Raw genomic sequence first — 25,853 nt, 5'->3', positions numbered from 1 at the left:
CGCCTTGGTCAGCCCAGACAAGCGACTCGAGGGGCTAGGCGCTGGAGCTAGACAGTATTCAATGTGTTATTAAAAATTGTTTAAGCCTTTGTAATCGGTGCGAACTTAGCCAGCAATCGCTTGATTCCTGTTGGGCTTGGGAATGCAATGTCAAGCTCTGTGCCTTCTCCTGACCCTTTTACGCTGACAACCGTTCCTGTTCCCCACTTGCCATGCTGGGCTTTGTCGCCAACCTTCCAATCGATGCCTTCGCCGCCGCTTGCAGCTGCGACCGGACGGGAGACAGCACCGCGAGTCGGCATGGACGGTCTTGCTGAAGGGGCAGGTCTGCCGCCGCTTGCTGGCGCAGGCCTTCTCACTTTCGGAACGGCGTCTTCAACCAAATCAGCCGGTATTTCCTTAATGAACCGTGATTCCGGGTTCATATTGGTACGGCCGAAAAGGGTACGCATCTGTGCATTCGTGATGAATAGTTCTTCTTCGGCACGGGTTATTCCTACATAGGCAAGACGGCGTTCTTCCTCCATCTCATCCTCCTCCATCAAGGAGCGGCTGTGCGGGAATACTCCCTCTTCCATACCAATCAGGAAGACAACGGGGAACTCGAGTCCCTTGGCTGAGTGCAGTGTCATCAATGTGACGAAATCTGTTTTTTTCTCGCCGTCATCATCCAGGCGGTCAATATCAGCGACAAGTGCCAAATCTGTCAGGAATGCGACCAGACTCTTGTCTTCACTGCTTTCTTCAAAGCTTTTTGTTACCGTTAAAAATTCATCTATGTTCTCAAGTCGGCTCTGTGACTCCAACGATTTTTCCGCCTTCAACATGTCACGGTAGCCTGTTTTATCAAGAACTTCCTCCACCAGCTCCGTCACGGACAGATATTCCTGCTGATGAGTGTAATTGCTGACCAGGTTGCGGAATTCAGCCGCAGCTTTTTCCGCTTTCGGGCTCAGGCCAATCATTTCAATCGTCTCCAAGGCCTGGAACATCGACAAATCATGCATTGTCGCGAAGTTGGCGATTTTATCAATCGAGGTTGAACCGATCGCGCGCTTCGGAACATTGATGATCCTCTGCAAACTGATATCATCATCAGGGTTCGAAATCAAGCGAAGGTAGGCAAGGATATCCTTGATTTCCTTCCTGTCATAGAATTTGATGCCGCCGACGATTGAGTAATCGATGTTCGACTTCAAGAAAGATTCCTCGATCACACGGGACTGGGCGTTCGTACGGTAAAGAATCGCGATATCAGACAGCTTGCGGCCATTGCGAAGCTGCTCCTGGATTTTGCCGATGACAAACTGCGCCTCGCCCTGTTCGCTGTCCGCGCGATAGTACATGATTTTGTTTCCCTCTGGGTTCTCTGTCCAAAGGTTTTTCGGCTTGCGGTTCATGTTGTTCTGGATGACCATATTCGCCGCCAGCAAAATCTTCTTTGTCGAGCGGTAGTTCTGCTCTAGCAAAATGACGCTTGCCCTTGGGTAGTCTTTTTCAAAAGAAAGGATATTCGTGATGTCCGCACCGCGCCAGCGATAGATCGACTGATCCGAGTCACCTACGACACATAGGTTCTGGAATCTTTGCGCAAGCAATTTTACCAGCATGTATTGTGCCCTGTTCGTATCCTGATACTCATCGACATGGATGTACTGGAACTTGCGCTGGTAATATTCAAGCACTTCCGGCACGCGGATGAACAGCGTGATCGTCGTCATGATTAAATCGTCGAAATCGAGCGCGTTATTTTTTCGCAGCCTGCGCTGGTATTCCGTATACACATCGCTGACCTTCTGGGAAAAATAATCCCCCGCCGACTTCGCATATTCCTCGGGCGTAATCAACTCATTTTTCGCCGAGCTGATCGTACCAAGGATCGCACGAGGATCATATTTTTTCGGATCCATATTCTTGTCCTTCAAAATCGACTTGATGACAGACTGCTGGTCAGTCGAGTCAAGGATCGTGAAGTTGCGGTTATAGCCAAGACGGTCGATGTCCCTGCGCAAAATGCGCACACACATTGAGTGGAACGTCGAAATCCAGATATCGTCTGCCGCTCCGCCCATCATTTTCTGGATCCTCTCGCGCATTTCACGCGCTGCTTTATTCGTAAACGTAATTGCAAGGATGTTATAAGGATTTACCCCTTTTTCCACCATTAAATACGCAATTCTGTGTGTCAGGACTCTTGTTTTACCAGAGCCTGCCCCTGCCATCAATAGCAAAGGCCCGTCCACTGCCTTGACCGCCTTCTGCTGCTCAGGGTTCAAGCCATTCAATAATTTATCCGTTAAAAATTGCACACTCGTCACCACCATACAAACATTTGTTCTTATTTTATCTCATAAAACCCTTATATACAACTTCGTTATTTCTTTGCTGCAGCTACAGTCTTCAATGCCTCATCAAGGTTGCTGTATACAACATTCCCAACCACGATGACATCGGCATGCCCGGCCATTTCTTCTGCCTGCTGCGCTGTTTCAATTCCTCCGCCGTAAAAGAGAACCGTTTTTTCGAGGACGCTTTTGGCTGCTTTAACATACTCAGGATTGCCATATACCCCGCTGTATTCCAAATAGAAAATCGGCAGGCTGAACATTTTTTCTGCCATCATCGCGTATGCCCGTACATCGTCAATCGAAAGCTCCGTCTTCGCATCAGTAAGCTTAGCCGCCTTGCAATCCGGATTCAGGATGCAATAGCCTTCCATTTTCAGCTCGTCCCAATCCATCAGTTCGCCATACTCCTTGACCGCCTCATGGTGCAGGCCGGTGATCCACTGTGGATTGCGGCTGTTCAATACTGTCGGGATAAAATAAAAATCGAATCCCGGTGTGATCGAGTCAATCGTCGAAACCTCGAGAATGCATGGAACCGTATAGCGGCGGACTCGGGACATCAAATCAAGGACTCCTTCAAGAGTGACTCCATCCGTCCCTCCCACCATGATCGCGTCGGTTCCAGACTCGCAAATTCTATCTAATTCTTCATCAGTTATCTCTTTATTTGGATCGAGCTTGAACACATGTCTCCACTCGCGAACATCGTACATCCTTGAATTGCCCCCATTCTATCTATCCATTCCACCATTATAGCATTTGTTGCCTGTATATAAAAAAGGAAACATATGAAAAAAGCGCTCCAAATGCCGGAACGCATTTTGATGTAAAATTATAAATCTCGGTGCTCATATTGCTCGGTGAACAACCTTGAAAAAACATAGAAGCTGATACCGCTGACAATCAGCGCAAGATAGATTGGATCAAGTCCGAAGAAGCTGATGATCTCTTTTTCGCCAAGATAGACTGCCAGACTTCCTAGGAACAAGGTTAACCTGTCTTATTAGCAGAGTTCACAGTTTTATTGGCTATTCCACAGGATTTATTGGCGAAAATAATATTTTATTAGCGATTTTTTATTTTTATTGGCGAACTGGAAATTTACAGTCTGTTTTTCCAATTTTATTAGCAGTTTTTTGTTGAGTTGGGAAACTTATTCGAGCAGATTAGACTGATATAATGAAGAATTATTTTTTTATAGCGACTTTTTCTTTTTTATAACGAAAAAAATTTCTTTATAGGAATTGGAAATTACCTGCGCTTTTTTCCAATTCTGCCACCCATAAAAAAGAACGGAACCATACCCGGTTCCGTCCTTCATCAAAATACTATTTCGCTTTTTCAGCGTTGTCCTGCTCTTTCAATCTTTCGAGCGCCATTTCGTATGCATCGTTTCCATAGTTCAGGCATCGCTTCACACGGGAAATCGTTGCCGTGCTCGCGCCTGTTTCTGTTTCGATCTTATGATAAGTCTTGCCCTCGCGAAGCATGCGGGCAACCTCAAGGCGCTGTGCAAGTGACTGGATTTCGTTCACTGTCGCAAGGTCGTCGAAGAAGCGATACGCCTCATCGAGATCTTTCAGCGATAAAATCGCCTTGAATAATTGATCGAGTTCCTTGCCTCTTAATTTATCAATTTGCATATAGTCTACCCCTTATTTCACTCAGAATTTTATTGTTGAGAGTCGAATGAGACATCGCTGATCGATGGGACAATGTTGATCCATGTTTTCCCGGGAACGAAACCAGCTCTTGCTCCATCCTTATAAGGGACGATTCTGCCAGCTTCATTTTTCCATTGTATCTCATTCACTTTGCCTTTTTGGAACAGATATCCCTTGCCGCCGGATGCCATGTCAATGACCCTGCGGCCCACATCATCCACGATGCGATGGTCCATTTGCACGACAAGGATGTTGTCAATCAGAATTGGTTCCTTCGATTCAAAGTCAACACTTTCCTCACTGCCATTAAAACGGTGGTACTTCTGTTGTTCCGCGTCATATTCGTAGATCGCATCGAACGACGGCGTTCCGTAGTTGACCATGATTTCCCCGGCTGGAGCACCTTCATGGCCTTCCGCTTCCTCACTGCTCAAGAATACTGCAGAAGCCGGTGCTTCATCAAGTGCGTAGCCTTTCTTTTCCGCTCCCTTCACAATATTCTTATAGGTAATATAAGAATTATGAGGCGCCTTGCGGAAATCGGCCCGTTTGAACAATGTTCCATCATACTGCATGCCGTTGATGTTATCGATCACTCCGCGTTCAAGCATGTCCTTCGCTTCAGGACTGTAGCCGTGTGCGATAAAAAAGCTGTCATATCCGGATGCCAGGTCGATAAAGTATTCCCTCGCGCTGCGGACCGGCCCTATTTTTTCAGGATGTTCACTTTGAAAAATCGCGATGAACCTTGTCACGTCTCCTTCAGCAAGAACCTCGTGGACGATGTCAGCTTTGTCAAGACCTGATTGCGGCCGCGCCTTTGGGTGGTTATTGACCACCACGGCCACTGCCCGGTCGAAGCTCTCTTCTGCAGTACCCATCCCGGTCAGCGGGAATTGATAAGGAAGTTCCTCCGGTGGAACAACCTCATCTACTACAATCTCTTTTTCTTTATGTTCTGTTGCTTCTTTTTTCTCTGTCTCTTTACTGCTGCACCCCGCCGTAAGAAAAATTGCGGCTGCCAGCACAGCGATCCATTTTTTCATTATTGAGCCACCCCTTGAACTCCCAGTTCGTTCATGGCTGTCTATGTCTAGATGCACTTTTATATTTTAACGCATTATCGTTGGAAAGAGTACCGTTTTTTTCATCACATCATAGATACCCTCCTGTGTGATACGGATATATGGTAAATGCGTTGAACTGAAGAATAATAGTGAATAAATCGGATCGGCGAATTTGTAGCCTTTTTCCTTTAAATAGTCAAGCAGCTTCTTCTCCTCAGCCATCAGCTCAGTCACAGGATGGCTCGACATGATGCCCTGCAGCCTCAACGGGATTTCCCTGACAGTCACGCCATTTTCACACGCTACAATGCCACCGCCAAGTTCCTTCATCCTGTTAAAAGCAGCCATCATATCCTGCTTGTTTTTACCAATCAGAATGATGTCTCCAGTATTGGAAAACGAGCTTGCCAGTCCCTGCAAGTCTGTCGCGAACCCTTTCAGCATGGTATTGATACGCCATTTGCCATGACGGTCGATCAGCATGAAAAAGCACTCATCATGATTTGAAGATAATTCCTCAGCGGACACATCAATTGAAATCGAGTACGGTTTTGTAATGACCGAATTCTCCATTTTTATTCCAAAAGGCATCGAGAATTGCATATCATCCACCGTCAGGTCCCAATCCATTTTAAGCGGCTCAAATCCCATTTGAGCCCAGTCAATTTCTTTCGCTGCATCGATCGCTTCTCCATCACGCTTTACCCACTGGCCTTTTGCTAATACTGACACAGGTGTCGGGTTCAACTTATCACTCAAAATATTGATGTTCGCAACCCGGCCTGTCGCAATATTGCCGTGAAGATGCTCGAAGTTATAATAACGGGCCACGTTGATACTTGCCATATTATAAGCATCAATGACTGGGACGCCTCGATCGATGGCAATGCGGATCAGTTCATCGATCACGCCATTTTCGTAAAACGCAGACGATGCCCCGTCCGTTGTCATCATAAACCGATCGTACACCGCAATATCCAGTTCATGGATCTCATCGAGTAGCTTCGGCAAATCCGGTCTGATCGATGAATGCCTCAAGGAAACCATATAACCTTGCATCAGCCTTCTGCGGACTTCCTCGCCAGTCATCGCCTCATGGTCGCAATCTGCGCCAAACAGCATCATCTTCGCCAGCGTCTTTTCTGATGCACCAGGAAAATGCCCCTCAATTTTCTTGTGACGGCGCTTCGTTTCCTGCATCCAGTGAAGGATCATGTCGTCGCCGTTCATCAGCTTCGGCCAGCTCGTCAGCTCACCGCCCTGGACGACATTCTCATGCTCAAGCCATGCCCTTACATTGCTGTTGGAGAAGACTTCCTCCTCATGCTGGATTTCAGTCTGGGCATCAAAACGGCACCACCAGTACATTGTGACCGGATTATCATTCAGCTCATTTATAAAAGAAAACGCTTTCTTTTTTCCTAATTGTAAAGCCAGCACCATATTGTCATTAATCAGTGTTGTCGTCCCCGTCTGGGATGCATAGGCAGCGAAAGAATGGGGATTATAAAGTTGAAATGGATGGGCATGAGGTTCAATATAGCCCGGCACCAGCTTCATCCCGGTGCAATCCACTATTTCACATTGCTTTGTATTTTCAGGCAGGTTTTCACCAACATACACAATCCTGTCATTGTAAATCCAAATGTTCGCAGTCATCCACTTGCGGAATGTCTGGTTCAAATATGTCGCATTCTTCAATAGAACCGTCGGTGAAAGGGTGCCGTCCAAAACAGCAGCATGGTCGCGCAATTGTTTGTTTTTCCATCGATAACGTTGTTCCATACCATGTTCCCCTTTTCTCTATGTTAGGGCTCTGTTAAAAATGGCTGTTGATTTTCGTTCCAGGCGCTTCGCTTTCCTCGGGGCCGGCGCTGAGCCTCCTCGTCGCAAGCTCCTGCGGGGTCTCACCTAGCCGGCTGATTCCGCAGGACATTGAAAGGCTTCTGCGAATTGGCCCACGCACGAGGAAATTGCATTAGCAATTTCCGAGGAGTCTACACGCCTTCCACTTCAATCAACAGAGTGTTATATATAACATGGATTTAACAGAGCCTCATGCTTAAATCGTAATTCACTTAAAAAGAAAGCCCTTACATTATTGTACTATCGTAACATATTTCATTGTTTAACGCATTAAAGAATTTCAAATTAACTGTAAAAATAGTGTAAAGGAGCGATGAGGATATGAATGTACGTCCGAATATCGGAATTATCAACGCGCTGATCAGGATTACAGCAGGTCTTACAATTCTGGCATGGTCGACATCGAAAATGGTGAAACGGCCCTGGAGGGATTCCTATATTTTCATGGCAATGATGGGCGCAATGAAGGTCGGCGAAGGAATTGTCCGCTATTGTCCGCTGACTGCCGCATACGAAAAAGGCCAGGACATGATGGAGGATCGGAACGCTGAGAATGGGGATTCTGAAGGCTGGATTCCTTATAACCCGAGTTGATGTAATAATTAAGGCTGTTTTCGTAAAGATTGTTGTTAAAATCCTACTGCCGATTTTAACGTAATAAAAGGTTATTTTGGAGGTCGGTATTAAGTTTGCAGGCTCTTTTCTCATAAAAAGATCAACTTTGCGAAGAAAGTTAGGTCATTCAATGTAGTCAATAGCAACAAAGTTTGAGAAAAGAGCCATAATTAAAAAGCCCCCAATAAACCGGGGGCTTAATCTAAAGGAGATGATTTTATGTTTTGGGAATATATAATGGATGTCAGCTTCGTCTGGATTGCATTGATCGGAAGCATCATCGCTCTTGTGCTTGTTTACGCTAAGGGCTCTAACAGGAGACGTGCCCGATAGCTCTGCTGCCTATGTCCTTTCGGTAAAAGGTTTCCGGGCAGTCCAGTTTCTCAAGCTCAGCATATACCTTTTGCTGTGCTTCTTTTAATGAAGACGCTTTTGCCCCGACAAGCAGCACTCTGCCGCCATTGGTTACAAACTCACCACTACTGTTTTTCGCCGTGCCTGCATGAAATACCTGCGATATATTTTCAAGACCCTTCAATACAGCGCCTTTTTCATATTCCTCAGGATAGCCTTTGGCCGCGACGACTACACCGACCACTGCTTCATCATGCCATTCAATCTCTGGCTTATTTCCTTCCAGCACTTCTAGCATGACTTTGACCAGATCTGATTTCATCCTTGGCAAAATCACTTGTGTTTCCGGATCGCCGAAGCGCGCGTTGAACTCAATCACCTTAGGACCGTCCACTGTTTCAATAAGCCCTGCATACAGAATTCCGGTAAAGCTGCGCCCTTCCATCTCCATCGCAATCGCCGCCGGTTTAAGGATTTGCTCCACTGCAACCTCGATTGATTCCTTGCTGATATGCGGCACTGGTGAATACGCCCCCATGCCGCCGGTATTCGGCCCTTTATCTCCATCAAAGGCACGCTTATGGTCCTGAGCGATTTCCAGTGGAATCACACTATCCCCGTTCACAAACGCCATCAGCGAAAACTCTTCTCCTGTTAAAAATTGCTCCATTACCACGCTCGCAGAAGCCTCGCCGAATTTACTCTCCAGCATCATTTCCTGCAAAGCCTGTTCTGCTTCCTGTACTGTCATCGCCACGACAACACCCTTGCCAGCCGCGAGTCCGTCCGCCTTTATGACAATCGGCGCTCCAACTTGGGCAAGATAATCACGTGCTTCCGAATAATCTGTGAATGTTTCATACGCTGCAGTTGGGATGCCGTACTTTTTCATAAGATCCTTCGCGAACGACTTGCTTCCCTCAATGATTGCCGCAGCTTTACGCGGACCGAACACCTTCAGCCCTTCCTCAATGAAACGATCTGCCAGACCCTCAAGCAGAGGAACCTCAGGCCCGATGATTGTCAGACCGACTTGCTCCTCCTTCGCAAAAGAAACAAGTTTATCCAATTCGTTTTCATTGATCGCCACTAGCTTAGCATAGTCTGCCATCCCTGGATTTCCCGGTGCCGCCAATACCTCTGACACAAGCGGACTTTCGCTGATCTTCCGGCAAATCGCATGCTCACGGCCACCTTTGCCAACCACAAGAACCTTCATAACACACACCCCCGTAAATTTCAGAATAACTGATTAAATTGACACCTTACTCAAGCCAAAAACCGCATTTGGCCATCCATTAATGCCTGAAATGCCTTATGCCTGTAAACACCATCGCAATGCCATATTCATCCGCTTTTTTGATTGAATCAGCATCGCGGACAGATCCGCCTGGCTGGATAATCGCAGTGACACCGGCTTTTGCCGCTGCCTCGACGGTGTCGTCCATCGGGAAGAACGCGTCCGATGCGAGTGCTGCTCCATCCGCTTTCGAACCAGCCTGTTCAAGGGCAATTTTAGCGGCACCGACACGGTTCATTTGTCCGGCTCCAATCCCTAAGGTCATATCTTTATCTGATACAACGATTGCATTTGACTTAACATGCTTAACAACCTTCCAGCCTAGCTTTAACGCTTCCCACTCGGCTTCCGTCGGTTCACGTTTCGTCGGTACAGAAATTTCTGCCTCATCAAAGCCAAAAGCATCCTGTTCCTGGAGGAGCAATCCGCCTTCAATCGAGGAAAGTGTGTTTTCCTTTGAAGCTTCCCCGTCAAATGAGACCTTCAATAAACGAAGATTTTTCTTGGCCGTTAAAATTTCTATGGCCTCCTCACTAAATGAAGGCGCAATGATAATCTCAAGGAATATTTCATATAGCTTTCGGGCAGTTTCTCCGTCCACTTCGCGGTTCAGGGCGATAATGCCGCCAAAAATCGAAACAGGATCTGCTTCAAATGCTCTTCCAAAAGCATCAAAAATATCTTTTCCAGTGCCAACTCCGCAAGGGTTCATATGCTTGACCGCAACCGCTGCGGGTTCAGTAAATTCTTTTACAATCTGCAAGGCAGCGTTAGCATCGTTAATATTGTTATAGGAAAGCTCTTTTCCGTGAAGCTGTTCCGCTGCCGCAACTGAAAATGCCGAGCCAAGCGGCTTCTGGTAAAAAGCTGCTTTTTGATGAGGATTTTCTCCATAGCGCAGACTTTGCTTCAATTCGTAAGTCACCGTCATTTTTTCCGGCTGTTCCTCGCCCGCAAGGTTGGTCATGTATTCTGCAATCAGCGCATCATAGGCAGCCGTGTGGCGGAATACTTTCGCAGCCAGGCGTCGGCGGGTTTCGAGGGTGGTTTCGTTCTGACTTTTGTACTCTTCAATCACCTGCTGGTAATCCGCAGGGTCGACAATTACTGTTATGTATTGATGGTTTTTCGCAGAGGCACGCAGCATCGCCGGGCCGCCGATGTCGATGTTTTCGATCGCATCCTCAGGCGTAACACCAGGTTTTGAGATTGTTTCTTTAAAAGGATACAAATTCACGCAGACAAGCTCAATTTTCTCGATTTCATTTTCAGATAGCTGAGCCTGGTGGGATGGATCGTCATACTTCGCAAGCAGGCCGCCATGAATTTTTGGATGAAGCGTCTTCACCCGCCCCTCAAGGATCTCCGAGAAACCTGTCACATCGCTGATGCCGATGACCGGGACGCCGCCATCCTTGAGCGCCTGCTTTGTACCTCCTGTCGAGACGATTTCAAATCCAAGCTGTACAAGCTCTTTCGCTAATTCGACAATTCCTTCCTTATTTGAAACACTGATCAGTGCACGCTTTTTTCCCATTGTACTGCCTCCCCTTCTCCGTTCAACAGCTGCTCCAAAACCTCTGGAAACAGGCTGTGTTCAATCCGCTGTATTTTCTTTTGAAGTGTCTCTCTCGTCTCGCCTGGCGCGATTTTCACTGTCGCACTTGCGATGGCCGGTCCGGTATCCATCCCTTCATCGACGTAATGGATCGTCACTCCGGTTTTCTCCACACCAGCTGCCAGCGCCTGGCCAATCGCATCCTTTCCAGGAAAAGCAGGCAATAATGACGGGTGGATATTGACTATCTTTCCTTCATACGCCTCGAGAAGTGTCGGCCCGATCAGGCGCATGTAGCCAGCAAGGACAATCATCTCGATTTCAAGACCAGCGAGTTTTTGCAAAATCTCTGCCTCATATGCTGCCTTGGAAGGATAGCTCTTCGGGCTGATGACGAATGCAGGAATTCCAAGCATTTCAGCGCGATCGATTGCAAAAGCGCCCGGCTTGTCGCAAACGAGCAGGCTGATGTCAGCCTTCAATGTGCCGGCCTGGGCCGCGACCGCGATTGCCTGAAAGTTGCTCCCGCTGCCCGATGCAAAAACAGCTATTTTTTTCATGCCTGCTCACCAGCCATTTTCGCCTGGATTCCTTCAGAAACGGTAACTGTGCCTATTATAGCAGCCTTCTCGCCCTGCTCGTTAAAAAACGCTGCAACTTCATGGGCGATTTCACTATCGACAACAGCTACCATCCCAATGCCCATATTAAATGTATTATACATGTCCGTACGATCAAGTTCTGCTAAAGATTCCAATGTTTTGAATACCTGCGGAATCTCCCAGCTGCCTTCCTCGATTTCAGCGCCAAGCCCTTCCGGAAGCATCCTTGGGATATTTTCAATAAATCCGCCGCCCGTGATGTGGGCAAGACCTTTAAGCTCGAACTGCTTCATAGCGGCAAGCACCGATTTTACATAAATCCGCGTCGGCTTGAGCAGCTCTTCCCCAAGCGTGCAGCCGAACTCCTCGACATGGCGGTCAAGCTCCCAGCCGGCCTGTTCAAAAAACACCTTGCGCACAAGCGAGTAACCATTGCTGTGGATACCGCTCGACGCCAGCCCGATCAGCACATCGCCTTCTTTGATTTGCTGGCCGGTGATAATATCTGCTTTTTCACAGGCTCCCACCGCAAACCCAGCCAGATCATATTCTTCCGGAGAATACATCCCCGGCATTTCGGCAGTTTCACCACCGACAAGCGCACATCCGGCCTGCTCACAGCCATCGGCAATCCCTTTGACAATCGCCTCGATTTTTTCAGGCTGAGCCTTGCCGCAGGCGATGTAATCAAGGAAATATAAAGGTTCCGCTCCCTGGACGACGATGTCATTCACACACATCGCGACCGCGTCTATGCCGATTGTATCATGGCGGTCCATCATAAAGGCCAGCATCAGCTTAGTGCCGACACCATCCGTACCTGAAACGAGCACCGGCTCCTTCAGCCCAAGGCTGGAAAGGTCGAACATACCGCCGAATCCGCCCAGCGCACCCATTACACCAGGCCTGACCGTCCGATTCACATGCTTTTTAATCCGTTTGACCGCTTCATACCCGGCCTCAATATCCACACCAGCCTGCTTATACGCATTTGCCATGTTCACTACCTCCGATTTGGCTGTTTTCATCTTTAGTTACCTGTTTTTTGTTCAATCGTTCCACGAAATGCACCTGAATGTACGGTCTCACCGCGGATTCCCGGAAAAAACATTCAAATTTTCTCGATTACTAGCGGGAATCCTCTAATAAGTAATCACAGCTGCCCAATGATTTTCCCTAATCTCCTAATGAGTACTCATATTCTCCCAATCACTGGCCGGAATCTCCCAATTCATGACCATAATCTCCAAAACTTTTCCCATAATTGCCCGAAAACTCGTGATAATCATGCCGCCATCCTAAATTCGGAAAAAACAACTCGAAAACCAATCAACACTTCTGTCCGGCAGGCACGGCCTGCGGATAGATTTCCGTCGGGTACTTCCCGGTAAAGCATGCCAGGCACTGGCCGCGGGTCTCCCCGCCATCATTGCGCCCAATCGCCTCGAGCATGCCCTCGACACTCAAGAACGTCAATGTGTCTGCTCCAATTAACTGGCGAATCTCCTCTACTGAGTGTTCAGAAGCGATCAACTCCTCACGTGTCGAGGTGTCGATGCCGTAAAAGCATGGATTCTGGATCGGTGGTGAGCTGATGACGACATGTACTTCTGTCGCACCTGCTTCCTTCAGCATTTTTACGATCCGGCGGCTGGTCGTGCCGCGCACGATCGAATCGTCCACCATGATGACACGCTTGCCCTCAACAATTCCGCGCACCGGCGAAAGCTTCATCTTCACACCCTGCTCCCTCAATGACTGCGATGGCTGGATGAAGGTCCGGCCGACATAACGGTTCTTGATCAAACCCATCTCATAAGGAATGCCAGATTCCTCTGCATACCCAATCGCTGCAGAAATGCTGGAATCGGGTACACCAGTCACCACATCAGCCTCGATCGGCACTTCCTTCGCCAGCTGCTTGCCGAGATTTTTACGTGCGGCATGGACGTTGATTCCGTGGATATTGCTGTCGGGTCTGGAAAAATAAATATATTCCATTGTACAGATGGCCGTGGTTGAATTCATGGAGTACATTTCAGAATGCAGGCCGTCTGCATCGATCACGAGCAATTCGCCTGGCAGGATGTCCCTGACAAACTCGGCTCCGACAATGTCGAACGCGCAGGTTTCAGACGCGACGACATAAGCATCGCCCAGCCTGCCTAATGAGAGCGGGCGCAGTCCGTGCGGATCGAGCGCAACAATGAATTCTGTCTCGGTCATGATCAAAAAGGCATAAGCACCCTTCAGCATCGGCAAGGCATTTTTTACGCGATCCCTCAGCTGGCTGAAGCCGCCTCGCTTAATCAAATGGGCGAGCACTTCGGTATCAGAGCTAGTCTGAAAAATGCTTCCCTGGGCCTCAAGCTGGTTCCTAAGCGCATCTGCATTTACAAGATTGCCATTATGCGCAAGGGCCAGGCCGCCGCTTTGCGATTGGAACAGAAGCGGCTGGACATTCTCATAGCCGCCTCCTCCCGCAGTTGCATAGCGGACATGACCAATGGCGCCGACACCCTGGAGGTCGTCCATCGCATCTGCCGTAAAAATTTCTGTCACAAGCCCTTCGCCTTTTCGGCCCTTAAGCTGCTGACCATCACTGACAACGATTCCCGTGCCTTCCTGGCCGCGATGCTGCAGGCTGTGAAGGCCGTAATACGTGATTTGTGCTGCCTCGGGATGTCCCCAGATTCCAAAAACGCCGCATTCCTCATTCAAGCCTTTTAGTTCAGCAAGCATGGGATGGCTCCTTTCCAGGCCTTTTTCAGCCCCTCTGCATCATGATTGATCACGTTCACTCCATTGACATCAATCTTTAAAACCGGCGTTTCAACGACTTCACCAATCAGCACCGCGTCTGTTAAGCTTTCAAACTCGATTTGGTGCTCTGGTTTTACCGATAAAATAAAGCGGGATTGCGATTCGCTGAACAAGGCTGAAACTGTGTTGCCTTCCAGTGTAACCTTAGCTCCCAGCCCCTTGCTGCCAATCACGGATTCAGCAAGTGCAACCGCCACGCCGCCCTCCGCAACATCATGCGCAGAAGCCACAAGCCCATTTTTGATCGCTGTTAAAATCTGTGCTTGATAGCTGGCTTCCACATCTAAATCAAGTTCAGGCGCCTTGCCGAAAATCCGGCCATACGTAAGCTTCTGCAGCTCGCTGCCGCCATACTCATCCTTCGTATCACCAAGCAGATAAATCAGGTCGCCGGCATTTTTATAATGCTGAGTCGTCACATGCTTTAAGTTTTCAACAAGACCGACCATGCCGACAACTGGTGTCGGATAGACAGCTGTGCCATTCGTTTCGTTATAAAGACTCACATTTCCGCCGATAACAGGTGTGCTCAATGTCCGGCACGCTTCGCTCATGCCATCGACCGCTTTTTCAAACTGCCAGAAAATCTCCGGCTTCTCTGGATTTCCGAAGTTCAGGCAGTCCGTGATTGCCAAAGGCTCGCCGCCAGAGCAGACAATATTGCGCGCCGCCTCTGCAACGGCAATCTTTCCTCCTGTTTCAGGATCAAGATAGATATAGCGAGAGTTGCAGTCTGTCGTCATCGCCAGGCCCTTCTCTGTGCCGCGAATCCTTACAACCGCTGCATCAGAACCAGGTGAAACGACCGTGCTGGTACGCACCATATGGTCATACTGGTCATACACCCACTCTTTGCTCGCAATCGTTGGCTGCTGGAGCAGCTGCAAAAGAGTCGCTTCATAGTTTTCGACTTCAGGAACCTGATTGTCCATGTTCTGGAACTCGCGGAAATAAGCCGGTTCACTGGAAGGCTTGTAATAGACAGGAGCCTCTTCAGCGAGCGCATCTGCAGGAACCTCAGCCACCACTTCCCCTTTATGCAAAAGTCGAAGCTTCCTGTCGTCCGTTACTTTTCCGATTGTAACTGCTTCAAGCTCATACCTTGAAAAAAGATCAATAATTTCCTGCTCACGGCCTTTTTCAACAACAATCAGCATGCGCTCCTGTGATTCGGAAAGCATCATCTCATAAGCCGTCATGCCTGTTTCACGCTGCGGCACGAGGTCTAGATTCATCTCGATCCCGGAACCCGCTTTGCTCGCCATCTCTGCAGATGAACTGGTCAAACCAGCAGCGCCCATGTCCTGGATACCAACAAGAGCATCATTTTTTACAAGCTCGAGACAAGCTTCCAGCAGTAATTTTTCCATGAACGGATCGCCGACCTGGACAGCCGGACGCTTCTCTTCCGATGCCTCAGTCAATTCCTCGGACGCAAATGTGGCGCCATGAATCCCGTCGCGGCCCGTCTTCGCACCAACATACATCACCGTATTGCCGACCCCATGTGCCTGGCCCTTCTTGATGTCTTCGTGGTTGATCAGTCCAACGCACATCGCGTTAACTAAAGGATTGCCCTCATAAGCAGCATCAAACTGGACTTCTCCGCCCACTGTCGGTATTCCAATGCAGTTTCCATATCCGGCAATTCCGGCAACAACCTGTTCAAACAAATATTTCACCCTTGGTGACTCAAGTTCGCCAAATCGGAGGGAATTCAGTAAAGCAATCGGCCTTGCTCCCATCGAAAAAACGTCGCGGATGATTCCGCCAACACCCGTAGCGGCACCCTGGTAAGGCTCGATTGCAGATGGATGATTATGACTTTCAATTTTGAACACGACCGCCTGGCCATCACCTATATCAACGATTCCCGCTCCCTCACCTGGCCCCTGTAAAACACGCTCTCCGGTGACAGGGAACTTTTTCAACACAGGCTTTGAGTTCTTGTAGCTGCAATGCTCTGACCACATGACAGAGAACAAACCTGTTTCTGTATAGTTAGGAGTACGTCCAAGGATCTTTTCGGCAGAAGCAAACTCGCTGTCTGACAGTCCCATTTCCTGATAAATCTTATCTTGTTTAATTTGCTCTGGACTTGGTTCAAGCATTAAGCGCATATGCTTCCCTCCATTGTTTGACGATCGATTTGAAAAGCTTCAACCCGTCCGCGCCGCCAAGCAGCTCATCGACCGCGCGCTCCGGATGCGGCATCATTCCGAGGACGTTTCCTCGTTCGTTGATGATTCCCGCGATATTTTCAAGGCTTCCGTTCGGATTCTCGCCTTTGTATGTGAACACGATTTGATTATTTGCCTTTAAACGAGCAAGGGTTTCTTCGTCGCAATAATAGTTGCCCTCACCATGCGCAACCGGAACTGTGATGACCTCGCCTTTTTCATAGCCAGCTGAAAACATGGTTTCGTTATTCTCAACCTTCAGTTCCACCTGCTTGCAAATGAACTTCAGGCTGTCATTGCGGCGCATCGCTCCTGGAAGCAGGCCCGCTTCAAGCAAAATCTGAAAACCATTGCAGACACCTAGCACGGGCTTTCCTGCTTCAGCAGCCTTCACAACTTCCTTCATGACATTGCTGAACTGCGCGATTGCGCCAGATCTTAAGTAATCTCCATATGAAAAACCGCCAGGCAAAAGCACCGCATCAAAGTCTTCAAGGCTTTCAGCATCATGCCAGACATATTGCGCTTCTTCGCCAAGCTCATCTTTTACCGCGTGGTACATGTCGATGTCACAGTTCGAACCCGGAAAGACAATCACCGCAAATTTCACTGTGCAACAACCTCCTCAACTTCATACCTGTAGTCCTCGATCACCGGATTCGCCAGCAGGCGCTCGCACATTTCCTTGACCGCTGAATCAACGTCCTTCACGGTTTCATCCAAAGTCAGCTCCATATACTTTCCGATGCGAACCTCCTGGATGCCTTCGTAACCGTGGGTTGCCAGCGAGTTTTTAACAGCCGTCCCCTGTGGATCCAAAACACTTTCCCTTAACGTCACATACACCTTCACTTTATACATGCAATTGTCCTCCCAATCTCGTTAAAATGGTTTCGTAAGCATCTGTCAGATTTCCCAAATCACGGCGGAATACATCTTTATCAAGCTTCTGCTGTGTCTCCATGTCCCACAGGCGGCAAGTATCAGGTGAAATCTCATCTGCCAGCAAAATCTTCCCGTCTGCATCCTTGCCGAACTCAAGCTTGAAATCTATTAACCTCACGCCAATCTCTGCAAAAAAACCGCCAAGTACATCATTGATTTTCAAAGCTGCTGTCTTCAGCTCAGCCACTTCCTCTGAAGTTGCTAAATTCAGCACATCGACATGCTCATCCGTAATCAGCGGATCGCCCAGCGAATCATCCTTCAGATAAAACTCGACAATCGGGCGGGAAAGCTTCTGGCCCTCTTCAACACCAAGACGCTTCGAAAAACTGCCTGCAGCAAAATTCCTCACTACCACCTCAAGCGGAATGATGGAAACCCGCTTGACCAGCTGCTCATTTCCGGAAATTTTTTCGATAAAATGCGATTGGATTCCCGCATCGCTAAGCTTCAAGAATAATAGACTCGTAATTTCGTTATTCAGCCTGCCCTTGCCGACAATCTCCGCTTTTTTCTCGCCATTGTAGGCCGTCGCCGAATCCTTGTATTGGACCCTTACTACCTGCTCGTCATCTGTTGCGTATATCCGTTTCGCTTTCCCTTCGTATAACAGATTTTCCATTTTAACGCCCTCCGATTGAGATAATTAGCAATCTTCAGTCACTATTAGATAAAAGAAGGGCAAGAAACCTTGCCCGTTCATATTAAAGCCCCAGTCGTTCAAATATCATATCAACATGCTTGATATGGTAGTTGTAATCAAAGCAGTCATCGATTTCCGCTTCACTCAGCAGTCCGGCAATCTTTTCATCCTGCTCGATCAGGCTGCGGAACTGCACTTGCTTTTCCCATGCCTCCATCGCTCGCGGCTGGACAGTGTCATATGCTTCCTCACGGGACATGCCCTTGTCAATCAAGGCAAGCAGCACACGCTGGGAGTAAATCAAGCCAAGCGTCCGGTCCATATTGCGCTTCATGTTCTCCGGATACACCGTCAAATTCTTCACGATATTGCCGAAGCGGTTCAGCATATAGTTCAATGCGATTGTCGCATCTGGTAAAATAATTCTCTCTGCAGAGGAATGCGAGATATCGCGCTCATGCCATAGAGGCACATTCTCGTAAGCAGTCGTCATATAGCCGCGGATGACCCTGGCCATCCCTGTCATATTCTCAGAGCCAATCGGGTTGCGCTTATGCGGCATGGCCGAAGAACCCTTCTGCCCTTTTGCAAAAAACTCCTCTGCCTCGCGTGTTTCACTCTTTTGCAGGCCGCGAATCTCAACCGCAAACTTCTCGATCGAAGTCGCAATCAGTGCAAGCGTCGACATATAAAAAGCATGGCGGTCACGCTGCAAGGTCTGAGTCGAAATCGGTGCCGGCTGCAGCCCTAATTTTTCACAGACGTAAGCTTCAACGAAAGGATCGATATTCGCATATGTTCCGACCGCACCGGAAATCTTGCCGAACTCGACATCACGGGACGCCATTTTGAATCGCTCGAGATTGCGCTTCATTTCCTCCAGCCATAGCGCCAGCTTCAAGCCAAAAGTAGTAGGCTCAGCATGAACACCGTGAGTACGGCCCATCATGACCGTGTATTTATGTTCTTTGGCCTTATTAGCCAGGATCTCTACAAAGTTCTCAAGGTCTTTCAGCAAAACCTCATTCGCCTGTTTAAGCACATACGATAAAGCCGTATCCACCACGTCTGTGGAAGTTAGGCCATAATGCACCCATTTGCGCTCCTCGCCAAGCGTTTCAGAAACCGCTCTTGTAAAAGCAACCACATCATGGCGCGTCTCTTCTTCGATTTCCTTGATCCTGTCAATATCAAAAGATGCATTCTCACGCAGTTTCTTTACGTCTTCCTTAGGAATCTCCCCAAGCTCAGCCCATGCCTCACATGCAAGGATCTCAACCTCAAGCCATGCCTTGAAGCGATTCTCCTCCGTCCAGATTGCACCCATTTCCGGTCTTGTATAACGATCTATCATCTCTTTTGTCCTCCGATCATTTCTGCTGCGCCTTCCCAGATGCTGCTTTGCTCCGCTTCTGTCAGCGCTTGCTCTACTGTCTCTCGCAAAAGGGTCACATGCCCCATTTTCCGTTTATATTTGGCTTCCTTTTTACCATATAGATGGATTTTCCAATCCTGCAAGTCGGCGATTTTATCCAGCAATGGCTGCTGGTGCTGCCCGAGGATATTCACCATCACAGCTGGCTTCAGCAAATTCGTGCTTCCCATTGGCCAGCCGCAAACTGCCCTGATATGCTGCTCGAACTGCGAAGTCTCACATGCTTCAATCGTATAATGCCCCGAGTTATGCGGCCTTGGTGCCAGTTCATTTATGTAGAGCTCATCATTGGCCGCTAAAAACATCTCAACCGCCAGCGTCCCGACCAATCCTAATGCTGACGCGATTTGTTCAGCTGCTTCCATTGCCTTTGCTTCAGCCGCGGAACTGATTCTCGCCGGCACGATGGTCTGGTGCAGGATGTTGTCCTTATGGATGTTTTCCGCTACCGGAAAAACGGTACTTTCACCTTTCGTACTGCGAGTGATGATCACCGAAATTTCTTTTTCAAAAGGAATCCATTTCTCCAGCACACATGCCCCCTGGCTGACTAATGTTTCAGCCAATGGGATATCATCCACAGACCTGATGACCAGCTGGCCCTTGCCGTCATAGCCGCCGCGTGCTGTTTTCAATACTGCTGGCAATCCCAGTTCCTCGACACCTGCCCTGACATCCTCCACTCTTGTCACAGTCGTATATGGAGCAACCCTGACGCCAGCTGCCTGGATATTGCGCTTCTCTTCTATCCTGTCCTGAGTGACCCGCAGCAATTCCGTTCCCTGCGGCACATAGGCATGTTTATTCAGCCAGTCAAGCGCATCCGCATCAATATTCTCGAACTCATAAGTAATTACATCACTGCTATCAGACAGCTGTTTTATTTTAACAAGATCATCGTATCCGCCGACAATCTGCTCGTCAGCCACCTGGCCGCACGGGCAATCCTCTGTTGGATCAAGCACAATGACTTTGAATCCCATCGCTTTAGCCGACAGCGCCATCATCTTGCCAAGCTGGCCGCCGCCAATGATCCCGATTGTCTCTCCTGGAAAAATCAATTTAGACAAGCTCATCACTGCTTTCCATCACTGACATTTTTGTTTCTTCCCTCAGCCACTCCAATCTCCCGGCAACTTCACTGTCAAATGCCCCAAGAATCTGTGCCGCAAGGAGACCTGCGTTCGTTGCACCTGCTTTCCCAATCGCGACCGTCGCAACTGGCACTCCGCCAGGCATCTGGACAATCGATAAAAGTGAATCCAAGCCGTTGAGAGCCCTCGATTGCACTGGCACCCCGATAACCGGAAGTGTGGTCTTCGCCGCTACCATCCCCGGCAAATGTGCGGCTCCGCCAGCTCCAGCGATGATAACTTTAATTCCCGCGTCTCTCGCACTCTCCGCAAACTGAAACATCAAATCTGGCGTCCGATGCGCTGAAACGACCTTCTTTATATAAGAAACTTCTAACTGATCAAGTATGTCACACGCGTGCTTCATCGTTTCCCAATCTGACTTGCTCCCCATAATGACTGCAACCGTCATTTCTCTAACCTCCCTTTGGAGTATCACAACAAAAAACCCGGATAGACTTCTTCCTCTTGATAGAAGAGAAAGTAGTCTGTCCGGGTGCATAAGTAAAGAAATCCATAAGTGAACGCGATTTCTTTTCCCTTCACTTAAAAAACTACTTTCCCTCATAGTCCGGCGATTTACGGTTGCCGGGTAGAGACTCATGGGCCATATCCCCATTATTATACGAGGGAAAACTAAATTTCACTTTCGACACTTACATATTAACAACTAATTCGACTTATTGTCAATCAATAATCGAACATTAGATAATTTCCATTTTATATTGTTCGTGTTTAGGTCTTTAAACAACTAACGCAAGTCAGCTTTCAATCAACTTTGCTTCAAATATGGTCTGCCTGCCAGCAGGCTCATATTCAACGGTGCCATTCTTTTCTACTTCTTTAAAAATCGGCTTTTCCATCCTGCGGACAGGGGCGAATCCATCTTTCTTCATTCTATTAAGACAATCATCGATTGATTCATGTTCACCGACTTCATACATTTGCTTCTTTTTTCCCTTGCTCATGAAAACAGCTTTCCTTTCCGTACCGATTTAACCCAGAATCCGCCATGGATCGATTTTGGTTCATACGCGATGATAAATGCCTTCGGGTCCAATTCCTTAATCTTCTCATATAGTTTCAACTCATATTTTCGCGGCGTTAAAATTTGCATTGCCATCCGGTCGCCCTCAAGCCCATGGGCAGCCCAGTCCGTCACACCATAACCTAGAGCACGCAAGGCCTTCGGCAGATCCACATCATATTCTTTCGTAATCACATTGATCGTAATATAGCCCAGTGCCAGCTTCTCTTCAATTTTCATCCCGACAATGACACCAATACCATAGCCAACAGCATATGCAACCAGATTCTGTATCTGATTTAAATTCTCAAGTACCAGACCAAGTCCAACCACATAAATCACAACCTCAATCGTGCTTAGCCCAGCAGCCAAATAACGCTGCCCCTTCAACGTTAAGATCATCCTGATTGTAAAAAAAGACACATACACAATATTGATGATTAAGATGATGGCCACCATGACAAAACTATTTTCCAGCATTCAAAACCCTCCAGACATCTCATCTAATAAGCCTTAATGTTCGCATTAATCAAATCACTTGTAAAGGGAAAAGCGCAAGCGTCTTGGTCAGTCCCGACAAGCGCTGCCCGCCTAAACGCCACATCGTGTGGCTGGCGGGTCTGCACTTCCTATGCCTCAGAGGGCCGACCAGTGAAGTCGCTTTTTGACTTCATTGGACGGACCGAAGCGATTCGAGGGACTAGGCGCTGGAGCTAGACACTATTTTTAAATACCATAACTAAAAAGATTCTTATTTTAAGGTTTCCTTAACCTCATGATTTGAAACTTTTTTACATTAAAAATGATGTTGATTGACGAGTATGATGGATAAGTATACCATTTTAGGATAAACGATTATAAGGGGTTGTAAGTATTGTTTTATCGGCGTAAATTCTACTTAGTAAAAAATGATTTTGTAGAACCATTCAATAAGCTTTTCACCGAGATAAACTTGCCAAATCAACTGAAGCACGGAGCCAGACTGACAGGAAGATGGATGCTGCCACATGATGATGATACAACAGAAATATTTGCTATCTGGGAATACGACAGCTATGAGAATTACATAGAAATAGAAAATAAAGTTAGTTGTGATCAGGAACATCTGCAACGCATTAAAAATTGGTACGAAGAGAATGGCGGGAAGGAGTATATTCAAAAACAATACTTTTTGGAAGCCAGGAATGAAAAGCTGCTTTCCACCGTCTCCATAGTTTAAAAAACATCAAGCCATTCATGAATTGGCTTGATGTTTGGGTTCTTGGAGATTATGATTTTATATTTTAAAAGCTGATACTGCATCCTTCAGTGTTTCTGCCATGGCCGACAGGTTATTTGCTGAAGCAGTTATTTCCTCCATGGATGCTAATTGCTCTTCAGCCGATGCGGCAACATTCTGGCTATGCAGTGAGGAATCTCTGGAAATGGAGGCCATTCCATTGACTGTTGCTGATATTTCTTCTGTACTCGCAGACATCTGTTCTGCGGTAGCAGCCATCCCTTCGACTTGTCCGCCCAGATTCTCCATGGATCGAAGGATTTCCTGAAAGCTTCTTTGCGAGCCTTCAACTATCTCCAGACCACTCATCACCTCTTTTTTGACAGTATCCATCGAATCACTTGAATGCTCCATATCAGTTTGGATATGCCTGATCAAATCCGAAATCTGGGATGAAGAAATCTGGGACTGCTCAGCCAATTTCCTAACCTCCGCCGCAACCACGGCAAACCCTTTTCCATGGTCTCCCGCTCTTGCTGCTTCAATGGCTGCGTTAAGGGCAAGTAAATTGGTTTGATCCGCTATTTGGGTAATAGCCTCGGAAATGCTTCCAATCTGTCTCGACCTTTCATTCAGCAAGCGGATGACCTCTCCCGTTTCATTGACAGAAGCATGAATCAAACTCATCTGGCTTGCAGTCTGCTGGACAAATGACTCACCCTGTTTGGCATGGTCACTTGCCTCCGAACTGGATTCAGCGATCAAGGAAGAAGTCTCCGCAATATTAGCGACTCCCCTGGCCAGCTCCTCCAACGACATGGCACTCTCCTCTATACCCTGTGTCTGGCTAACCGAGCCGCCGGCAATTTGTTGAATCGCCTCTGTTATCTGCTCAGTCGCCCTGCTTGTCTGTTCAGCGCCTGCATTCAATTCTTCAGATGATGCTGCCACTTGTTCGGATGTTTCCAGAACCTCTCTCAACATCGAGCTTAGATTGTCTTTCATTTTATTAAAACTATATGCCAGATCAGTAAGTTCATCGCCACTATGATCCTCAACCACTGCGGTAAAATCCCCCGCTCCAGCATTTGTCATCGCTTCCGATACCGCCACAAGCCTTCTTCTCAGACTGCGTGTAAACCAGTAGATCCCTATCGAAGCGATGATGACCACGACAATTACCTGGATGATAAACTTAGTCATGAAAGAAGAAAGTATCTGTTCAATCGTCTTTTCCGAAGCTCCTACATAGAATATCCCGATTGCTTTACCATTCTGATCTTTAATAGGCGTATAAGCTGTTTGATAAGAATGGCCGGCAACCATTGCTTCACCATAATATGGTTTCCCTTGCTTCAGGACAACATCAGCCACCTCCTCAGAAACCTTCGTTCCTACAGCACGCTCGCCCTCAAGCATGACATTTGTCGCTATCCGGGTATCCCCCTGAAAAATCGTTACCGTATCACCTGTATCATTACCAATCGTGTCTACAATCTCATAGTAATCATTAAAAAGCTTATCACCCTTATATAACTTATCATTTTTGATTTCCCATTCACCCGGAAACTTATTGTTGATATACCGCTCACTAAGAGCAAGGTCTCCCCTTGCCTTCTCCACCGCAAAAGACTTGATTCCCTTTGTCACTTCCCTGGTCACGACTACGCCGATAATCACAGATAACAACAGAACCGTGCCCAGTACAATTAAATTGATTTTAGTCCCTAATTTCAAGCGCAGACCAGACTTTTTCTTCCCCACAATTCGTGCTCCCCCTTGATGAAATTACTGCAAGATACAAACCATTCCCGCTAAAGTAATATCGGTAAGTGTAGAGCATATATCCATAATCGGTGAAAGGTTTTCATAAAATGGACACATTCAACTTATTTTGATTGTTGGTGTAAATTAAAGAACAGCTAATATAGCTGTTTTCACAAGTCCTTGCTGTGTTTTGAGGTTGCCGTTGGCCTTGATAGGGCAGCTATTTATGCTTTTCCTCCAAACTTGTCTGAAGGTGACTCAGGTTCAGACAACTTTTTGTGTTTTTCCTTCAAACCTGTCTGAAGTTGGCTTAAGTTCAGACAACTTTTTGTGTTTTTCCACCAAACTTGTCTGAAGTTGCTTCAGGTTCAGACAACTTTTCGGCTTTTTCCTCTAAACCTGTCTGAAGTTGGCTTAAGTTCAGACAACTTTTCGTTGTTTTCCCTTAAACCTGTCTGAAGTTGGCTCAAGTTCAGACAACTTTTCGTTGTTTCCCCTTAAACCTGTCTGAAGTTGGCTCAAGTTCAGACAACTTTTCGTATTTTTCCTTCAAACCTGTCTGAAGTTGCATCAAGTTCAGACAACTTTTCGTTGTTTTCCGTTAAACCTGTCTGAAGTTGGCTCAAGTTCAAACAACTTTTCGTATTTTTCCTTCAAACCTGTCTGAAGTTGCATCAAGTTCAGACAACTTTTCGTGTTTTTCCTTCAAACCTGTCTGAAGTTGAATCAAGTTCAGACAACTTTTCGTTGTTTTCCCTTAAACTTGTCTGAAGTTGGCTCAAGTTCAGACAACTTTTCGTGTTTTTCCTTCAAACTTGTCTGAAGTTGCATCAAGTTCAGACAAGTTTTTGTGTTTTTCCTTCAAATCTGTCTGAAGTTGAATCAAGTTCAGACATCTTTTCGTTCATTACCTCCAAACCTGTCTGAAGTTGACTCAGGTTAGACAACTTTGTGTGCTTTTCCACGAAACTTGTCCGTAGTCAGGCCAAATATAATCGGTTATTGCCATATTTCACGCATCATTTATAAATCAGCATACAAAAAAAGAACAGCCATTACAGCTGTTCTTTCGTGTGCCCGGCGGCGTCCTACTCTCACAGGGGGAAACCCCCAACTACCATCGGCGCTGAGAAGCTTAACTTCCGTGTTCGGTATGGGAACGGGTGTGACCTTCTCGCCATCGCCACCAGACTATTTGATTTGAGGTTTTGTACCCTCAAAACTAGATAATGTTGTAAGAAGAATTCAAGAAGAACGAGCAATCTATTTTGGTTAAGTCCTCGAACGATTAGTATCAGTCAGCTCCA

24 protein-coding genes, 1 rRNA gene and 1 riboswitch are annotated in these 25,853 nt (G+C 47.3%); of the genes, 3 read left to right on the top strand and 22 right to left on the bottom strand.

Annotation, left to right across the window (positions count from 1 at the left end; all coding sequences use genetic code 11):
- Positions 1-80: 80 nt before the first annotated feature.
- The 6 genes from pcrA to J7E35_RS18495 form a co-directional block, all read right to left on the bottom strand.
- Entirely contained in the window at positions 81-2,309 is a 2,229-nt protein-coding gene (pcrA, locus tag J7E35_RS18520; protein WP_214782321.1) for a DNA helicase PcrA, read from the bottom strand.
- 65 nt (positions 2,310-2,374) lie between these two features.
- On the bottom strand, positions 2,375-3,061 hold the full coding sequence (gene pcrB / locus J7E35_RS18515) for a heptaprenylglyceryl phosphate synthase (protein ID WP_214782317.1): 687 nt from the start codon (positions 3,059-3,061) through the stop codon (positions 2,375-2,377).
- A 119-nt stretch (positions 3,062-3,180) separates the two neighbouring features.
- A complete protein-coding gene (locus J7E35_RS18510; protein ID WP_214782314.1) occupies positions 3,181-3,336 on the bottom strand; it encodes a hypothetical protein in 156 nt (51 codons plus the stop codon).
- A gap of 340 nt (positions 3,337-3,676) precedes the next feature.
- The gene (locus J7E35_RS18505; RefSeq protein WP_214782311.1) at positions 3,677-3,991 is read right to left on the bottom strand and encodes a YerC/YecD family TrpR-related protein; all 315 of its coding nucleotides are present in this window, start codon (positions 3,989-3,991) and stop codon (positions 3,677-3,679) included.
- Between the two features lie 29 nt (positions 3,992-4,020).
- Positions 4,021-5,058 (bottom strand): DUF3048 domain-containing protein, encoded by a 1,038-nt coding sequence (locus J7E35_RS18500; protein WP_214782308.1) that lies wholly within the window; start codon positions 5,056-5,058, stop codon positions 4,021-4,023.
- A 66-nt stretch (positions 5,059-5,124) separates the two neighbouring features.
- Positions 5,125-6,864 carry an adenine deaminase C-terminal domain-containing protein gene (locus tag J7E35_RS18495; RefSeq protein WP_214782305.1) on the bottom strand — a complete coding sequence of 580 codons (1,740 nt, stop codon included), beginning with the start codon at positions 6,862-6,864 and terminating at the stop codon, positions 5,125-5,127.
- Between the two features lie 402 nt (positions 6,865-7,266).
- Here J7E35_RS18495 and J7E35_RS18490 point away from each other — a divergent pair, with 402 nt between their 5' ends.
- Positions 7,267-7,539 carry a YgaP family membrane protein gene (locus tag J7E35_RS18490; RefSeq protein ID WP_214735797.1) on the top strand — a complete coding sequence of 91 codons (273 nt, stop codon included), beginning with the start codon at positions 7,267-7,269 and terminating at the stop codon, positions 7,537-7,539.
- Positions 7,540-7,779: 240 nt separating this feature from the next.
- On the top strand, positions 7,780-7,893 hold the full coding sequence (locus tag J7E35_RS23765; RefSeq protein ID WP_353050380.1) for an EYxxD motif small membrane protein: 114 nt from the start codon (positions 7,780-7,782) through the stop codon (positions 7,891-7,893).
- Here the strand turns inward: J7E35_RS23765 and purD are convergent.
- From purD to J7E35_RS18420, 14 genes are all read right to left on the bottom strand, one after another.
- Positions 7,871-9,133, bottom strand: a complete 1,263-nt coding sequence (gene purD / locus J7E35_RS18485) for a phosphoribosylamine--glycine ligase (protein WP_214782302.1) — start codon at positions 9,131-9,133, stop codon at positions 7,871-7,873. The two genes, J7E35_RS23765 and purD, sit on opposite strands and share 23 nt — an antisense overlap.
- Before the next feature lie 79 nt (positions 9,134-9,212).
- The gene (gene purH / locus J7E35_RS18480) at positions 9,213-10,751 is read right to left on the bottom strand and encodes a bifunctional phosphoribosylaminoimidazolecarboxamide formyltransferase/IMP cyclohydrolase (RefSeq protein WP_214782300.1); all 1,539 of its coding nucleotides are present in this window, start codon (positions 10,749-10,751) and stop codon (positions 9,213-9,215) included.
- Positions 10,730-11,332, bottom strand: a complete 603-nt coding sequence (purN, locus tag J7E35_RS18475) for a phosphoribosylglycinamide formyltransferase (protein ID WP_214782298.1) — start codon at positions 11,330-11,332, stop codon at positions 10,730-10,732. The genes purH and purN overlap by 22 nt, the downstream gene beginning before the upstream one ends.
- Entirely contained in the window at positions 11,329-12,372 is a 1,044-nt protein-coding gene (gene purM, locus J7E35_RS18470; protein ID WP_214782296.1) for a phosphoribosylformylglycinamidine cyclo-ligase, read from the bottom strand. The genes purN and purM overlap by 4 nt, the downstream gene beginning before the upstream one ends.
- 331 nt (positions 12,373-12,703) lie before the next feature.
- Entirely contained in the window at positions 12,704-14,116 is a 1,413-nt protein-coding gene (purF, locus tag J7E35_RS18465) for an amidophosphoribosyltransferase (protein ID WP_214782294.1), read from the bottom strand.
- The gene (gene purL, locus J7E35_RS18460; protein WP_214782292.1) at positions 14,101-16,317 is read right to left on the bottom strand and encodes a phosphoribosylformylglycinamidine synthase subunit PurL; all 2,217 of its coding nucleotides are present in this window, start codon (positions 16,315-16,317) and stop codon (positions 14,101-14,103) included. Before purL ends, purF begins: the two co-directional genes overlap by 16 nt.
- Positions 16,301-16,987, bottom strand: a complete 687-nt coding sequence (gene purQ, locus J7E35_RS18455; protein WP_214782290.1) for a phosphoribosylformylglycinamidine synthase subunit PurQ — start codon at positions 16,985-16,987, stop codon at positions 16,301-16,303. Before purQ ends, purL begins: the two co-directional genes overlap by 17 nt.
- Positions 16,984-17,238, bottom strand: coding sequence for a phosphoribosylformylglycinamidine synthase subunit PurS (purS, locus tag J7E35_RS18450; protein WP_214782287.1), 255 nt, complete (start codon positions 17,236-17,238; stop codon positions 16,984-16,986). Before purS ends, purQ begins: the two co-directional genes overlap by 4 nt.
- Positions 17,231-17,944 carry a phosphoribosylaminoimidazolesuccinocarboxamide synthase gene (gene purC, locus J7E35_RS18445; RefSeq protein WP_214782284.1) on the bottom strand — a complete coding sequence of 238 codons (714 nt, stop codon included), beginning with the start codon at positions 17,942-17,944 and terminating at the stop codon, positions 17,231-17,233. The genes purS and purC overlap by 8 nt, the downstream gene beginning before the upstream one ends.
- A gap of 82 nt (positions 17,945-18,026) precedes the next feature.
- The gene (purB, locus tag J7E35_RS18440; protein WP_214782281.1) at positions 18,027-19,319 is read right to left on the bottom strand and encodes an adenylosuccinate lyase; all 1,293 of its coding nucleotides are present in this window, start codon (positions 19,317-19,319) and stop codon (positions 18,027-18,029) included.
- Positions 19,316-20,476 carry a 5-(carboxyamino)imidazole ribonucleotide synthase gene (gene purK, locus J7E35_RS18435; RefSeq protein ID WP_214782278.1) on the bottom strand — a complete coding sequence of 387 codons (1,161 nt, stop codon included), beginning with the start codon at positions 20,474-20,476 and terminating at the stop codon, positions 19,316-19,318. Before purK ends, purB begins: the two co-directional genes overlap by 4 nt.
- Positions 20,463-20,945, bottom strand: a complete 483-nt coding sequence (gene purE, locus J7E35_RS18430; RefSeq protein ID WP_214782275.1) for a 5-(carboxyamino)imidazole ribonucleotide mutase — start codon at positions 20,943-20,945, stop codon at positions 20,463-20,465. Before purE ends, purK begins: the two co-directional genes overlap by 14 nt.
- Before the next feature lie 135 nt (positions 20,946-21,080).
- A riboswitch (purine riboswitch) is annotated at positions 21,081-21,182 on the bottom strand.
- Positions 21,183-21,294: 112 nt separating this feature from the next.
- A complete protein-coding gene (locus J7E35_RS18425) occupies positions 21,295-21,501 on the bottom strand; it encodes an NETI motif-containing protein (RefSeq protein ID WP_214782272.1) in 207 nt (68 codons plus the stop codon).
- Positions 21,498-22,040 carry a DUF2179 domain-containing protein gene (locus J7E35_RS18420; protein WP_041963873.1) on the bottom strand — a complete coding sequence of 181 codons (543 nt, stop codon included), beginning with the start codon at positions 22,038-22,040 and terminating at the stop codon, positions 21,498-21,500. The genes J7E35_RS18425 and J7E35_RS18420 overlap by 4 nt, the downstream gene beginning before the upstream one ends.
- Positions 22,041-22,434: 394 nt before the next feature.
- Between J7E35_RS18420 and J7E35_RS18415 the strand changes: the two genes are divergently transcribed.
- Complete coding sequence (locus J7E35_RS18415) at positions 22,435-22,779, top strand: NIPSNAP family protein (protein ID WP_214782269.1); 345 nt, start codon at positions 22,435-22,437, stop codon at positions 22,777-22,779.
- A gap of 57 nt (positions 22,780-22,836) precedes the next feature.
- Here the strand turns inward: J7E35_RS18415 and J7E35_RS18410 are convergent, their stop codons facing one another.
- Both J7E35_RS18410 and rrf read right to left on the bottom strand, forming a co-directional pair.
- Entirely contained in the window at positions 22,837-24,543 is a 1,707-nt protein-coding gene (locus J7E35_RS18410) for a methyl-accepting chemotaxis protein (RefSeq protein WP_214782267.1), read from the bottom strand.
- A 1,078-nt stretch (positions 24,544-25,621) separates the two neighbouring features.
- Positions 25,622-25,737 (bottom strand): 5S ribosomal RNA (gene rrf, locus J7E35_RS18405).
- Between the last annotated feature and the right edge of the window lie 116 nt (positions 25,738-25,853).

This window comes from Bacillus sp. ISL-45 (assembly GCF_018613195.1).
Lineage (GTDB): Bacteria > Bacillota > Bacilli > Bacillales > Cytobacillaceae > Mesobacillus.
The sequence above is the reverse complement of the archived record's forward strand: the minus strand, read 5'-3'. Positions and strand labels throughout refer to the sequence as shown.